General features: G+C 53.8%; 13 protein-coding genes. 8 read left to right on the top strand and 5 right to left on the bottom strand.

Annotated features, from left to right (window positions below; genetic code table 11):
- Positions 1-47 precede the first annotated feature (47 nt).
- Complete coding sequence (locus ACMGGS_RS12950; protein WP_414162997.1) at positions 48-1,028, top strand: IS110 family transposase; 981 nt, start codon at positions 48-50, stop codon at positions 1,026-1,028.
- Positions 1,029-1,264: 236 nt separating this feature from the next.
- Here ACMGGS_RS12950 and mscK read toward each other — a convergent pair whose 3' ends face one another.
- Both mscK and acrR read right to left on the bottom strand, forming a co-directional pair.
- The gene (gene mscK, locus ACMGGS_RS12945) at positions 1,265-4,612 is read right to left on the bottom strand and encodes a mechanosensitive channel MscK (protein ID WP_414162996.1); all 3,348 of its coding nucleotides are present in this window, start codon (positions 4,610-4,612) and stop codon (positions 1,265-1,267) included.
- Positions 4,613-4,720: 108 nt separating this feature from the next.
- Complete coding sequence (gene acrR, locus ACMGGS_RS12940) at positions 4,721-5,362, bottom strand: multidrug efflux transporter transcriptional repressor AcrR (RefSeq protein WP_414162995.1); 642 nt, start codon at positions 5,360-5,362, stop codon at positions 4,721-4,723.
- A gap of 142 nt (positions 5,363-5,504) precedes the next feature.
- Here acrR and acrA point away from each other — a divergent pair, with 142 nt between their 5' ends.
- From acrA to ACMGGS_RS12910, 6 genes are all read left to right on the top strand, one after another.
- Positions 5,505-6,698, top strand: coding sequence for a multidrug efflux RND transporter periplasmic adaptor subunit AcrA (acrA, locus tag ACMGGS_RS12935; RefSeq protein WP_414162994.1), 1,194 nt, complete (start codon positions 5,505-5,507; stop codon positions 6,696-6,698).
- A 22-nt stretch (positions 6,699-6,720) separates the two neighbouring features.
- A complete protein-coding gene (gene acrB / locus ACMGGS_RS12930; protein ID WP_414162993.1) occupies positions 6,721-9,867 on the top strand; it encodes a multidrug efflux RND transporter permease subunit AcrB in 3,147 nt (1,048 codons plus the stop codon).
- A gap of 412 nt (positions 9,868-10,279) precedes the next feature.
- Entirely contained in the window at positions 10,280-10,654 is a 375-nt protein-coding gene (gene tomB / locus ACMGGS_RS12925) for an Hha toxicity modulator TomB (protein ID WP_176917458.1), read from the top strand.
- 27 nt (positions 10,655-10,681) lie between these two features.
- Positions 10,682-10,900 carry an HHA domain-containing protein gene (locus ACMGGS_RS12920; RefSeq protein WP_414162992.1) on the top strand — a complete coding sequence of 73 codons (219 nt, stop codon included), beginning with the start codon at positions 10,682-10,684 and terminating at the stop codon, positions 10,898-10,900.
- Positions 10,901-11,059: 159 nt separating this feature from the next.
- Positions 11,060-11,617 (top strand): maltose O-acetyltransferase, encoded by a 558-nt coding sequence (maa, locus tag ACMGGS_RS12915; RefSeq protein WP_414162991.1) that lies wholly within the window; start codon positions 11,060-11,062, stop codon positions 11,615-11,617.
- Positions 11,618-11,717: 100 nt separating this feature from the next.
- Entirely contained in the window at positions 11,718-12,197 is a 480-nt protein-coding gene (locus tag ACMGGS_RS12910; protein WP_414162990.1) for a YlaC family protein, read from the top strand.
- Here ACMGGS_RS12910 and ACMGGS_RS12905 read toward each other — a convergent pair.
- On the bottom strand, positions 12,157-13,614 hold the full coding sequence (locus ACMGGS_RS12905; RefSeq protein WP_414162989.1) for a PLP-dependent aminotransferase family protein: 1,458 nt from the start codon (positions 13,612-13,614) through the stop codon (positions 12,157-12,159). The genes ACMGGS_RS12910 and ACMGGS_RS12905 overlap by 41 nt on opposite strands.
- 104 nt (positions 13,615-13,718) lie before the next feature.
- On the opposite strand from ACMGGS_RS12905, the gene ACMGGS_RS12900 reads away from it, so the two are divergent.
- Positions 13,719-14,420, top strand: coding sequence for a GNAT family N-acetyltransferase (locus ACMGGS_RS12900; protein WP_414166267.1), 702 nt, complete (start codon positions 13,719-13,721; stop codon positions 14,418-14,420).
- Here ACMGGS_RS12900 and ykgO read toward each other — a convergent pair.
- The gene (gene ykgO, locus ACMGGS_RS12895) at positions 14,417-14,557 is read right to left on the bottom strand and encodes a type B 50S ribosomal protein L36 (RefSeq protein ID WP_003859006.1); all 141 of its coding nucleotides are present in this window, start codon (positions 14,555-14,557) and stop codon (positions 14,417-14,419) included. The two genes, ACMGGS_RS12900 and ykgO, sit on opposite strands and share 4 nt — an antisense overlap.
- Positions 14,558-14,560: 3 nt before the next feature.
- Complete coding sequence (locus tag ACMGGS_RS12890; protein WP_103674942.1) at positions 14,561-14,821, bottom strand: type B 50S ribosomal protein L31; 261 nt, start codon at positions 14,819-14,821, stop codon at positions 14,561-14,563.
- Positions 14,822-14,872 lie beyond the last annotated feature (51 nt).

Genomic DNA, 14,872 nt, shown 5'->3' with positions numbered 1-14,872 from the left:
ATGGACCGGTTTTCCCGGTAATCCGCATTCACAAGGTTGGTCTCACTATGGAACAGGAACTGCATTTTATTGGTATCGACGTCTCTAAAGCGAAGCTGGATGTTGATGTGCTGCGGCCCGATGGCCGTCACCGCAGTAAAAAGTTTGCCAACACCCCGAAGGGCCACGATGAGCTGGTCCGCTGGCTGAACAGCCATCAGGCTGCGCCTGCACATATCTGTATGGAAGCCACCAGTACGTACATGGAAGACGCCGCCGCGCATCTCAGCGATGCGGGGTTCACGGTATCGGTCATCAATCCCGCCCGCGGTAAAGCCTTCGCACAGAGCGAGGGACTGCGCAGCAAAACGGACGCCGTCGACGCCCGGATGCTGGCAGAGTTCTGCCGCCAGAAGCGGCCTGCTGCATGGCAGGCGCCTCATCCGGTTGAACGGGCGCTGCGGGCACTGGTGCTGCGCCATCAGTCGCTGACGGACATGCACACCCAGGAGCTTAACCGGCTGGAGACAGCGCGGGACGTTCAGATGCCGAGTATTGACGCGCATCTTCTGTGGCTTGATGCCGAACTGAAACGTCTTGAAAAACAGATAAAGGACCTGACGGATGATGACCCGGATATGAAGCACCGCAGGAAGCTGCTGGAAAGTATCCCGGGTATCGGGGAAAAGACGTCAGCGGTGCTGCTGGCGTACATCGGTCTGGAAAACCGGTTCGGCGGAGCGAGACAGTTCGCGGCCTTCGCGGGACTGACGCCCCGCCATCATGAATCAGGGAGCAGCGTGCGCGGCGCAGGGCGGATGAGTAAGGCGGGCCATGTGTCGCTTCGCAGGGCGCTGTACATGCCGGCGATGGTGGCAGTAAGCAAAACGACCTGGGGGCGGGCGTTCCGTGACCGTCTGGCAGCTAACGGCAAACGGGGAAAAGTCATCATCGGGGCGATGATGCGTAAACTGGCGCAGGTGGCATACGGTGTGCTGAAATCGGGCGAGTCGTTCGACGCGTCCAGGCATGTACCGGTAGCGGCTTAACCGGGTCGTGAAAGGAAAAAACAGCGCCTGACGGCGCTGTGGTTGTCATGCCTGTAATCCGGGAAACCGGAAGATAAAAAAAACTTGCGGGCTATAACAGTATCTACAAAATTCTAAAATATCAATAATTTGCACGAATATGTAGGCCTGTTAAGCGCAGCGCCATCAGGCATTGGGTGGTATGGCGCTAATCGCTCAGCGCCGCCGGGCATTACCAGTAAATCGGCCGTCAACGTTTAACGCGGCGCCGGCGTCGGATCGTCGCCCTGCACCTCACGCTTCACTTCCAGATGCTCATCACCCTTCTCGTTGCGCAGGTGCACTTCGAGTTGATTAAAGGCGATGTTGATATCGTTCTCGCGGCACAGTTTGTCGATTGAGCGGTTGATTTCATCGACGGTGTAGCTGCGATCGCGCAGTTCACGGACGTAGAGGCGCAGTTCGTGATCGAGAGTACTGGCCCCAAATGTGGTAAAGAAAACCGACGGCTCAGGATCGTGCATCACTTTCGGATGATCTTTTGCCGCTTTGAGCAGCACCTCTTTAACTTTGTCCAGATCCGAACCATACGCCACGCCAAGTTTTATAACCACGCGGGTCACGGTATCGGAGAGTGACCAGTTGATGAGCCGCTCCGTCACGAACGCTTTATTAGGAATGATCACCTCTTTACGATCGAAGTCGGTGATCGTGGTGGCACGAATACGAATTTTACTGACCGATCCGGAAAAGGTACCAATAGTAACCGTATCGCCAATCCTTACCGGACGCTCGAACAGAATGATCAGACCCGAGACAAAGTTACCGAAAATTTCCTGTAAGCCAAAGCCGAGACCGACCGACAACGCCGCCGCCAGCCATTGTAGTTTGTCCCACGAGACGCCGAGCGCCCCGAAGACCGTCATCGTGCCGACCACCAGAATGGCGTAGTTCAGCACCGTGGTGATAGCGTAAGAGGCCCCCTGACGCATATTCAGCCGCGAGAGCACCAGCACTTCCAGCAGACCCGGCAGGTTGCGGATTAGCGCCCAGGCGACCATCGCGGCGACCAGCGCAAACAGCAGGCTGCCCATCGTGACGTTTTTAATCACGCTGACGCCCGCCTCGCTGACGTTGTAATGCCACAGCGTGATACTGTCCAGATAGGTGAACACAGTGATGAGATCTGACCAGATGGTCCAGAACACCACCGCAAACAGCGCGAGCATGAGCAGCATGGTGATACGCAACGTTTGCTGGCTCACCTGTTCCAGCGCCATCGCAGGGGCATCCTGCGGCTCGGCGCCTTCGGCACCTTCTTTAATAATATGCTGGCGGCGGGCCAGCGCGCGCCGCCAGGCAATACGCCGTGCTGCCACGCTCAGCCCGCGCAATACGGTCTGATAAAGGAGGTTCCAGATAATGACCAGATAAACCGTTTCAATCCAGCGACCAGCAAGGCGCAGCGTGGTGTAGAAGTATCCCGTTACCGTCAGCACAATCAGCGCGACAGGCACAATAGAGAGTACGGTAATCGTCACCAGGCGAATACCGCGCGACTCTTTATCCCGCCAGCTGTCGACAAAAACCGGCCAGGTCAGAATGATGATCACCACCAGATTGAGGAAAATCACCAGTTGCCCCAGCACGTCATCCATCAGGTGCAGCGGTGAGAGTTCGGAAACCACCGACCAGAAATGCAGTGGCAATAATGCCAGGCTAATACGCACAATTTGTCGACGCCAGTGGCCGGTGAGCTGGGCAGGCATCGTAAAGTGGCGAATGGCCACGCCGTCTTTTTCCAGCACTTTCCAGCACAGTCCGAAGATCAGCCAGAACATAGCGAGTTTCTTGCTGAACGCCCACAGAATATCGCTGATACTGAGCTGCATCGTCAGCAGGATCAGCCCCAGCGCGAGGATGATCAGGCAGACGGGCAAGGCGCGGATCAGGTCAATCAGGATCGCTTTTGGTGTATGCAGTTGGCTGTCATGACGCAATTGCCCCACTTCGGAGGCCAGTTTTGCCTGCCGCGCCTTTAGCCATTGCAGACGCCAGCGAATAAGCCCTGCCATCAGCAATAAAGGCAGCCCCGCCAGAAAAGCGATAAATACCGCAGGCCAGGCTTTTTCCCAGTTGACGGTGATGTTCATGGAAGAAAACTGATCCTGGACTGCTTTGGGAAACGCTTTCAGCCATTCCCAGTCCATCGGCTTATTACTGTTGACCCAAAAAATCTGCTGGGTGAGGATGCCTTTCAAATTCTTCGACACGCTCATTAACTGCTGCTGATTAATTTGCAGGTTAATCGCCATCATCAGATGGTTGCCGAGCTGTTTATTCAGTTGATCCAGCAGTTCACGACGCATATCCACGACCTGCAGCAGGGCGTCATGCACATCCGCATTAACGTCATTTTCGTGCCCTTCTTCCAGTTTTGCCACGAAGGCATCGCTCTGGAAAAGCGCATCGCGCTGCTGGTTGACGGCAAACTGTTCGAGGCGCAGATCCGCGATGCGGTTGGTCATATCCTCCAGTTCGTCGGCCGAAGGCAACGTTTGCTGCTGCTGATACAAAATACGCGACAACAGCAGGCTGCCTTTCAGCACGGCAATCTGCTCTTTAATATTGCGTTCAGATTGAAGCGCGCGATCCAGCCAGTTCTTCACTTTAATATTTTGTTGAACCAGATCGTTGCCATTTTGCGTGGCCTGGATTAACCGCTCGCTGAGCTGATGATTAACCTCCAGTTCCTGTTTCACCAGCGGATTGGCCTGGATACGCGCGGTTTCATCCGGTGAAATGGCCTCCTGCGCAGTCTTTTCGGTCAGGCTTAAACGCTTGCTGTTGACCGCTTCCTGCAATAGCTGCAACTGGTGCTCCAGCCGGTTACTGTTGGCGGTGACATAATCGCGCTGCTTTTGCAGGGTATCCTGAAGAACCGTATTGCCCTCGAGGCTTTTACGTTGCTGATCGATTTGCGCGTTAAGCAGCGCCTGCTGTGCCGTCAACAGGGTTTGCTGGGAGGGACGCAACGCCGCTTCGCCGGACGCATTCAGGCGATTACGGATTTGCTGAAGCTGCTGCGACGCGTTAAACATCGCGTTCTGCACGCGCTCCGGCTGCGTTTGTAGCGATACCAGCTGACTGTTATAGCTGGCCAGATCGTTTTGCGAGGTCTGCAAATCATCCAGCGTTTGCGCCACCCTCGCTTCAAGCTGGCGCAACGAGAGTGCCGCCAGGGTCTTACGCGTCTCGTCATCACTGTCTTTATCACCGAGGGCGTTCAGGCCCTCTGTCGCCTGGCGCATTTTTTCAGGCGCTTGCGCAACCCGCTGGCGAAACTGGGCCGTATCGGCTTTGATCCGTTCAATTTTATCAAGGGCATCCAGCGTGTCCGTGAGATCTTGTTGAACGAGTTTATCCTGCGCGGAGAGATCTTTTTGCTTATTAAGGGCCGTTAACTGCGACTGAAGTTCAGCACGGTCATTGATATCGCCTGTCGCCGGGGCGCGAGCCTGAACCTGTGAAAAACTGCCGAGAAAAAGCATCCAGGCCAGCAAAAACAGGCCGACAGCTTTCCGTAAATTTGCGTTGCGTAGCATAGTATTAGCGTGAGTGATTAGTAGACCGGTTCCACCGGGGATGGTTGCGGGCGAAGAATATCACGGCTCAGGAAAGCAGAGTAGTATCCCCTGGGAAAATCATGGTTTTCAGGAATGGCGCGCACACAGGCTGGGGCAGCGCTGATACATTTCCAACAAAATAGCCACGAAATCACGGGCTTCATTTTTTAGATCAAAAGACTCCGGCGCAAATAGCCAGTTCTCCATAATGCCGGAGATATAACAGCGCATCAGAATCGCGGCGCGGCGGGTAAGCAGATCCTCGGGCAGCATTTTAGACTCAATACAGCGGGTTAGCGCTTGCTCTATCCGGTCGTAGCTCTCGAGGCAAAGGCTGCGTTGCGCTTGCTGGACGACCGCCATCTCCCCCACAAACTCACATTTGTGGAAGATAATCTCCATCATCAAGCGCCGCCGCTCTACCATGACCGTCGCTTCAAGGACATAAATTAATATTTCTCGTAACACTGACAGTGGATCGTCCGGGAATTTTGCCTGATACTCAATCTCGAGGTCGGCAATGCTGGACTCTGATAGCTCCCATATTTCACTGAAAAGTTCTGACTTGTTTTTGAAATGCCAGTAGATAGCGCCGCGCGTCACCCCGGCTGATTTGGCAATATCAGCCAGCGAGGTTGCTGACACCCCCTGCTGAGAAAACAGACGCATCGCCACATCCAGAATATGCTGGCGCGTTGCAAGTGCTTGTTGTTTGGTTTTTCGTGCCATAAGCAGGTGAATTTACAGAGGTCAGATTTACATACATTTATGAATGTATGTACCATAGCACGACGATAATAGAAACGCAGCAATGGGTTGATGAGCGATAGCGCCATTGATCAATTTGAAATCGGACACTTGAGGTTTACTTATGAACAAAAACAGAGGGTTTACGCCTCTGGCGGTCGTTCTGATGCTTTCAGGCAGCTTAGCGCTAACAGGATGTGACGACAAACAGGAACAACAAGGAGCACAGCAGATGCCGGAAGTCGGTATCGTCACGCTCAAATCTGAACCTCTACAAATGACAACCGAGTTGCCCGGCCGCACCAGCGCTTTTCGCATTGCGGAAGTTCGTCCTCAGGTCAGCGGTATTATCCTGAAACGTAACTTTACAGAAGGCAGCGACGTTAAAGCAGGTGTCTCGCTTTATCAGATTGATCCGGCCACCTATCAGGCTTCTTATGAAAGTGCAAAAGGCGATTTAGCGAAGGCAGAAGCCGCCGCGAAAATTGCCCAGGTAACGGTAAGCCGTTATCAGAAACTGATTGGGACGCAATATATCAGCAAGCAGGACTTTGACACGGCGCAGGCGGATTACCAGCAGGCGAACGCCGCCGCTATTGCCGCGAAAGCCGCAGTCGAAACGGCGCGTATTAATCTCGCCTATACCAAAGTGACCTCGCCTATCAGCGGTCGGATCGGTAAATCGTCCGTGACCGAAGGTGCGCTGGTGCAGAGCGGGCAAACCAATGCGCTGGCTACCGTTCAGCAACTGGACCCCATTTACGTCGATGTGACCCAGTCGAGCGATGATTTCCTGCGTTTACGTCAGGAAATGGCCAACGGCACGCTGAAGCAGGAAAACGGCAAAGCGAAGGTTGAAGTCATCGGCAACGACGGCAAGACCTATGCTCAGAGCGGTACGCTGGAATTCTCTGATGTGACGGTCGATCAGACGACCGGATCTATCACTCTGCGTGCGGTGATCCCTAACCCTGACAATGCGTTACTGCCGGGCATGTTTGTCCGCGCGCGTCTGGAAGAAGGCACTAACCCGAATGCATTGCTGGTTCCTCAGCAGGGTGTGACCCGCACCCCGCGCGGGGAAGCTACTGCCATGGTGGTTGGTGAAGGCGACAAAGTTGAAGTCCGCCAGATCAAAACCTCTCAGGCGATTGGCGATAAATGGCTGGTGACTGACGGTTTGAAGACCGGCGACCGCGTGATTGTGACAGGACTGCAAAAAGTGCGTCCGGGCGCTCAGGTTAAAGCCCAGGAAGTCACTTCTGACAAAAAAGAGCAAGCGCCTGCCGCTGGCCAGTCAGAACAAACTCAGTCTTAACTTAAACAGGAGCCGTTAAGTCATGGCTAAGTTTTTTATCGATCGCCCCATTTTTGCCTGGGTCATCGCGATCATCATCATGCTGGCAGGGGGGCTTGCGATCCTCAAATTGCCGGTGGCGCAATATCCAACGATTGCCCCACCAGCCATTTCGATCTCAGCCACCTATCCTGGCGCAGATGCAAAAACGGTTCAGGATACCGTAACCCAGGTTGTCGAACAGAACATGAACGGTATCGACAACCTGATGTACATGTCCTCCAACAGTGACTCCACCGGTACGGTGCAGATCACCCTGACCTTTGAGTCCGGAACCGACGCGGATATCGCGCAGGTTCAGGTGCAGAACAAATTGCAGCTGGCGATGCCGTTACTGCCGCAGGAAGTTCAGCAGCAGGGCGTGAGCGTTGAGAAGTCGTCAAGTAGCTTCCTGATGGTTGTCGGTGTTATCAACACCAACGGCACCATGACCCAGGAAGATATTTCCGACTACGTTGCGGCCAACATGAAAGATGTGATCAGCCGTACTTCCGGCGTGGGTGACGTTCAGCTGTTTGGTTCGCAGTACGCCATGCGTATCTGGATGGACCCGAACAAGCTGAATAATTACCAGCTCACTCCGGTTGACGTGATCAGCGCGATTAACGCGCAGAACGCCCAGGTCGCGGCCGGGCAGTTGGGCGGTACGCCGCCGGTGAAAGGCCAGCAGTTGAACGCCTCGATCATTGCGCAGACTCGTCTGACCTCAACCGATGAGTTCGGCAAAATCCTGCTGAAAGTGAACCCGGATGGGTCTCAGGTTCGCCTGAAAGACGTAGCGCAAATTGAGCTGGGCGGCGAAAACTACGATGTGGTAGCGAAATTTAACGGCCAGCCGGCGTCGGGTCTGGGGATTAAGCTGGCAACCGGTGCAAACGCGCTGGATACCGCCACCGCGATCCGCGCCGAACTGCAAAAAATGGAGCCGTTCTTCCCGTCGGGCCTGAAAATCGTTTACCCGTATGACACCACGCCGTTCGTGCAGATCTCCATTCACGAAGTGGTGAAAACGCTGGTCGAAGCGATCATCCTGGTCTTCCTGGTAATGTATCTGTTCCTGCAAAACTTCCGCGCCACGCTGATCCCAACGATTGCGGTGCCGGTGGTTCTGCTCGGCACGTTTGCGGTGCTGTCTGCGTTTGGCTATTCCATCAACACCCTGACGATGTTCGGGATGGTGCTGGCGATAGGCCTGTTAGTGGATGACGCCATCGTGGTGGTCGAAAACGTCGAGCGTGTGATGGCCGAAGAGGGACTACCGCCCAAAGAGGCCACGCGTAAGTCGATGGGACAGATTCAGGGCGCGCTGGTCGGTATTGCGATGGTCCTGTCGGCAGTATTTATCCCGATGGCGTTCTTCGGCGGTTCGACCGGGGCCATTTATCGTCAGTTCTCTATTACTATCGTGTCGGCAATGGCGCTCTCCGTGCTGGTGGCGTTGATCCTGACCCCTGCCCTGTGCGCCACCATGCTGAAACCGATTCAGAAAGGGGGCCACGGTGAGCATAAAGGTCTGTTTGGCTGGTTTAACCGCATCTTTGATAAGAGCACACATCACTACACCGACAGCGTAGGTAACATTCTGCGCAGCACCGGTCGTTATCTGCTGCTCTATATCATCATCGTAGCGGGCATGGCCTTCCTGTTCGTTCGTCTGCCAAGCTCCTTCCTGCCGGATGAAGACCAGGGCGTGTTTCTAACGATGGCGCAGCTTCCGGCGGGTGCGACGCAGGAACGTACCCAGAAGGTGCTGGATGAGGTGACGGATTACTACCTCAATAAAGAGAAAGCCAACGTTCAGTCGGTGTTTGCGGTAAACGGTTTTGGTTTCGCAGGTCGTGGGCAGAACACCGGTATCGCCTTCGTTTCACTGAAAGACTGGGCCGATCGTCCGGGTGATGAAAACAAAGTCGGGGCGATCACCGGTCGTGCGATGGGCACCTTCTCGCAGATTAAAGATGCGATGGTGTTCGCGTTTAACCTGCCAGCGATTGTGGAACTGGGGACGGCTACCGGCTTCGACTTCCAGCTTATCGATCAGGGCGGTCTGGGCCACGAAAAACTGACTCAGGCGCGTAATCAGCTGCTGGGCGAAGTGGCGAAACATCCTGATATGCTGGCGGGCGTGCGTCCGAACGGTCTGGAAGATACGCCGCAGTTTAAAATCGACATCGATCAGGAAAAAGCGCAGGCGCTGGGTGTCTCTATCAGCGATATCAACACCACGCTGGGCGCAGCCTGGGGCGGCAGCTACGTCAACGACTTCATCGACCGCGGTCGTGTGAAGAAGGTGTATGTAATGTCGCAGGCGAAATTCCGTATGCTGCCGAGCGATATCGATAACTGGTACGTTCGCGGTAGCGATGGTCAGATGGTGCCGTTCTCGGCCTTCTCGACGACCCACTGGGAGTATGGTTCTCCGCGTCTGGAACGTTACAACGGTCTGCCGTCGATGGAAATCCTCGGTGAAGCGTCAGCCGGCAAGAGTACCGGTGAAGCGATGGATCTGATGGAGCAACTGGCGAGCAAACTGCCTACCGGGATCGGCTACGACTGGACGGGGATGTCTTATCAGGAACGGTTGTCTGGCAACCAGGCCCCTGCCCTGTACGCTATCTCGCTGATTGTGGTCTTCCTCTGTCTGGCGGCGTTGTATGAGAGTTGGTCCATTCCGTTCTCCGTTATGCTGGTGGTGCCGCTCGGGGTTATCGGTGCGCTGCTGGCAGCAACGTTCCGTGGACTGACCAACGACGTTTACTTCCAGGTAGGGTTGCTGACCACCATCGGCTTGTCAGCGAAGAACGCAATACTGATTGTGGAATTCGCCAAAGACCTGATGGAGAAAGAAGGCAAAGGATTGATAGAAGCAACGCTGGATGCCGTGCGTATGCGTCTGCGTCCTATCCTGATGACCTCGCTGGCGTTTATCCTTGGCGTCATGCCGCTGGTGCTCAGCACTGGTGCCGGCTCCGGTGCGCAAAACGCCGTCGGTACTGGCGTCATGGGTGGGATGGTGACCGCCACCATTCTGGCTATCTTCTTTGTTCCGGTGTTCTTCGTGGTGGTCCGCCGCCGCTTTAGCCGCAAGAATGAAGATGTTGAGCACAGTCATTCGGTTAAGCATCCATAATTCTGCTACTTATCAAGGGCCGCGCAAGCGGCCTTTTTTATGCGTGTTGAGCGGCATGCGATAAAACACTTATTATTTATGTGTGACAAATAAGTCAGAGGAATAATCACATAATATTAAGAAATTTCCTGGCGGCTATCATCACCATAATAGAAACACGGGTCGTATTCCTTATGAGCACGCTATCAATGGTTGCGCAAGAATGTTTAAAATCATTTCTGTTACGCTGTGACGTTCAGAAAAGTATTAAAACGTCAGAATTGTAATTTTTCGTTCCAGAGCGGTGAAATCTGTTTGAGAGTAGATTATAGTTAGAGCATCAGGAATGAGCGTAAGCTTCAGGTTAGTGAGTTGTATCCATCCCACACAGTGTTCGCAGCAGTTGTCTAAAACATTTATAAGGGGATGCGCTATGGACGAATACTCGCCAAAAAGACACGATATCGCACAGCTTAAATTTCTTTGTGAAAACCTGTATCATGACTGTATTGCCAACCTCGATGAGAGCAACCATGGCTGGGTAAACGATCCCACCTCGGCGATCAACCTTCAGTTAAATGATCTTATCGAACACATTGCTACCTTCGCGCTTAATTATAAAATTAAGTACAACGAAGATAATAATCTGGTTATGCAGATTGATGAATATCTGGACGACACTTTTATGTTGTTCAGCAACTATGGCATTAGTACACAGGATTTGCAGAAGTGGCGTAAATCCGGTAATAACCTGTTTCACTGCTTTGTTAATGTGAGCCAGGCTAATCCGGCCAGACTCTCCTGCTAATACGATAACAATCAACAAGGTACATCTATGACTGACAAGGCATTAACCAAGAATGATTATTTGATGCGTTTGAGGCGCTGTCAGACAATCGACACCCTCGAACGTGTCATTGAAAAGAACAAATATGAATTATCAGATAATGAGCTGGTTGTATTTTACTCAGCCGCCGATCATCGTCTTGCAGAACTGACCATGAATAAGCTTTACGATAAAATCCCGCCTTCCGTATGGCAATTTATTCGCTAATACCTTGTTTACTATTCAGGATATGAATTACGTTACGATTCCTCCGCTTTTCCATTTATCTCAGGCGTAAAATGGGATTCGCATCACACTGTATGATGGGGAACGTTCCCTGCGGCATGAATACCCTTTAAGGTAGCCTCCAGTAAACAGGAGCGCCGTATGAATGAAGAAAAACGCAAAATGATCGCCGGTGAACGCTACCGCCCTGAAGATGAAACGCTCAGGGCAGAACGTCTGCGCGCCAGGCATTTAGTCCATCGTTATAATCATACCGACCCTGATGAGCGTGCTGTACGTAAAGCGCTGTTAGGCGATCTGCTGGGCAAAAGTGAGGGCGCGTATATCGAGCCGAGTTTTCGCTGCGACTATGGTTACAATATCCATCTCGGCGCTAATTTTTACGCCAATTTCGATTGTGTGATACTGGACGTATGTCCTGTCCACATCGGTGATAACTGCATGCTGGCTCCCGGCGTGCATATTTACACTGCAACGCATCCGCTGGATCCTGCCGAACGTAATAGCGGCATTGAACTGGGCAAACCGGTAACGATTGGCAATAACGTCTGGATCGGCGGACGCGCGATTATCAATCCGGGCGTCACCATCGGGAATAACGTGGTGGTTGCCTCCGGCGCGGTGGTGGTCAAAGATGTTCCTGACAATGTTGTGGTCGGCGGCAATCCGGCACGGGTGATTAAAACCATCCTCGTGTAACTGTTATGCTTTTTCGCAACCAATCTGTTACTTTTTGTTGGCTTTATTACAACTTAAAATGGGATGTTTCCCTGCGTTTGTAGAAGAATAAAGGCCCAACATGACAGAAATACAGCGACTGCTGACGACAACCATTGACGAACTTAATGCCCGCGAAAAGCGCGACAATCGCCCGCGCTTTAGCATCAGCTTCATTCGCAATCATCCCGGCCTGTTTGTCGGTATGTATATCGCCTGGTTTGCCACGCTGGTCGTGATGCTGCGCTCCGAAACGCTGGCAGATTCCGTCTGGCTACTGGTGGTGCTGTTTATTCTGTTCAACGCTTTCTTCTTTTTTGACGTCAATCCCCGCTACCGTTATGAAGATATCGACGTCCTGGATTTCCGCGTCTGTTTTAACGGTGAATGGTATAACACCCGTTTTGCGCCTGAACAGTTGATTAACAATATTCTGCAATCGCCGCGCGTTGAAGCACCTTATAAAGCGCAGTTGCAAAAGATGATTGCTACCAAAGGCGACCTCTCTTTTTATGACATCTTTACCCTTGCCCGCGCTGAGGCTGCGCAATCAATCGGTTAAGCGTGCGTACTGCGGTAAGGTAGTGTGAAGCCGACGTATTGCCATAGCCGAGGATCAATCCGCACTGCGCGGCGGTGGAGTCAAGATATAAACGGCTGAGCGCGCCCGGCGCTAACTGATAACGCCGCGCCTGCTCTGCCAGCGCAACATCGTTCACCTGGTCCATAATCACCGTCAGATGCAGCCCCCCGTCTCCGCCACGAACCTGATGCGGATGTAGTAACTCACTCACCAGCGCCTCACGCAGCGCGCCCTGCCGTTTACGGTACAGGCGGCGCATAGCCGCTAAATGGCGGGCATAATGTCCCTCTTCGATAAAGTGCGCCAGCGCCAGTTGCTCCACGCGATGTCCACCACGCAATAACGCGGCAACAATCGGTTTTACCGCTTCCGCCAGCGCAGGCGGCATCACCATAAAACCAATGCGCAGCGCGGGAAACAGCGTTTTGCTGAACGTGCCCAGATAGACCACCGGCGCATTCTCCCGCATCCCCAGCATTGCCGGGATCGGCTCACCGCTATAACGAAACTCGCTGTCGTAGTCATCTTCAATAATCCACGCGCCCTGCCGCTGCGCATACTCCAGCAGTGCCAGACGGCGCGATGCGCTCATCACCTGGCCGAGCGGATACTGATGCGACGGCGAGGTAAAAATCAGCGAAGGTGTCGCCGACGTTTTATCTAACGCCAGACCTTCTTCATCAATCGGTATGCCGATAACCCGCAGGCCCGCCGTCATAAAGACGCTTTTCGCCCCCGGATAACCGGGATCTTCTACCCACGCCACATCACCCGCCTGGCTAAGAATGTGGGTACACAGACTCATCCCCTCCAGAGAACCTTCGGTGATCACTATCTGACTGGCATCGCAATGAATGCCGCGCGACAGCGCGAGGTGGCGGGCAATCGCCACTCTTAAGCGCGGTTCTCCCGCCGGATCGCCATAGCCCAGCAGCAAGCTGCCTTCACTGCGCAGCACGTTATCCAGCAGGCGACGCCAGAGGGAGAGCGGGAAATAATTGGTCGCAGGCAAACCGGGGGTCAGCCAGAGCGCGGGAGAATCGCGACGAGTGCCGCCAGGCAAATGCTGTAAACGGGCGGCCAGCGTGACGGGCGGAGCAGACGACACGGCGGCACCTGGCGAAGAAGGTAAAGGTGAAACGGTAGTGCCCTGCCGGTTGCGCGTGAGGTAACCTTCGATAGCGAGCTGTTCCAGCGCGGCGTTTATCGTATTGCGCGAGACCGTCAGCGCCTCTGCCAGTATGCGCGAGCCTGGCAGACGACTACGCGGCTGCAATTTGCCAGCAAGAATAGCTTCCCGCAGCACATGGTACAGCGCGCGCTGGCGCGTATCAGTCGCGCGCGTTTCCAGTGCCTTCCGCAGTAGCCTGTATAACGCTTCATCCGGAATATTCACCCTGCCCTCTCTTGCGTGGTACTACTGAAAACCGATTATCTGGCACTTTCTATAGAGCCACACTGAGCATACGCTGACCTTCCCAGCTACTGAAGGAGTTTATGATGAGTGAACTGAATCAATTTGGTCAGTCCGTAGGAGATGCCCTGCCAGACTGGCAGCCGCGTCCCCATCCACAGCGCGTTACGCTTGAAGGGCACTATTGCCGACTGGAGCCGCTGGAAAGCCGTCACGCCAGCGCCCTGTTTTCAGCGTATGCCACCGCCGACGATACCCGGAGCTGGACCTGGCTATTACGCGAACCGGACGCCAGTGAAGAGGCTTATCGCCAGTGGATTGAGAGCGTGTCTGAGCTGAGCGATCCGATCCATTTTGCAGTTATCGACCGGCGAACCGGTTTACCTGCAGGCACGCTGGCGCTGATGCGGATTGATGCCAACAATGGCGTAGTGGAGGTGGGACATGTTCACTTTTCACCGCGGCTCAGCCAGACGCCGATGTCAACCGAAGCCCAGTGGTTGTTGATGCGCTACGCTTTTGACACCCTCGGGTATCGACGCTACGAATGGAAATGCAACAGTCTGAATGAACCTTCACGCCGGGCGGCGCAGCGGCTGGGTTTTCAGTATGAAGGACGTTTTCGTCAGGCACTGGTGATTAAGGGGCATAATCGCGATACCGACTGGTTTTCGATTATCGACAGTGAATGGCCAGTCGTGGATCGGGCGCTGCGAGCCTGGCTTGCCGCCGACAATTTTACTGCCGACGGCAGACAGAAACGCTCGCTGCAAAGCCTGCGTGCTTAACGTCTTTTCTTACGTCCCTGCACCGCTTTAAAGCGCGGATTTGATTTGCAGATGACGTACAGACGTCCCTTGCGCTTCACAATCTGGCAATCGGGATGGCGCTGTTTAGCGCTGCGTAAGGAGTTGAGTACCTGCATGATTTAGCTCCTTTTCGCACCAATAAAACGACCGTAGCGCTGCTGAAAACGCGCGGCGCTGCCCTCATTGCTCAGGGTTTTCTGTTTCCCGGTGTAATAAGGGTGAGAAGCAGACGAGACATCCAGCGTGACGTAAGGATACGTCACCCCTTCCAGCTCAATTTCACGATCGGTCCTGATGGTAGAGCCGACCTTAAAATATTCGTCCACGCTGGTGTCGTGAAACACGACGGTACGGTAATGCGGATGGATATCCGGTTTCATAACAGCCTCAATTTATATGTTATAACATAACAATAAAATAGCCTGGCCGTA

This window comes from Superficieibacter sp. BNK-5 (assembly GCF_047456055.1).
Taxonomy (GTDB): Bacteria; Pseudomonadota; Gammaproteobacteria; order Enterobacterales; family Enterobacteriaceae; genus Superficieibacter.
Note: the sequence above shows the minus strand (reverse complement) of the source record. Positions and strands in the feature narration are given on the sequence as shown.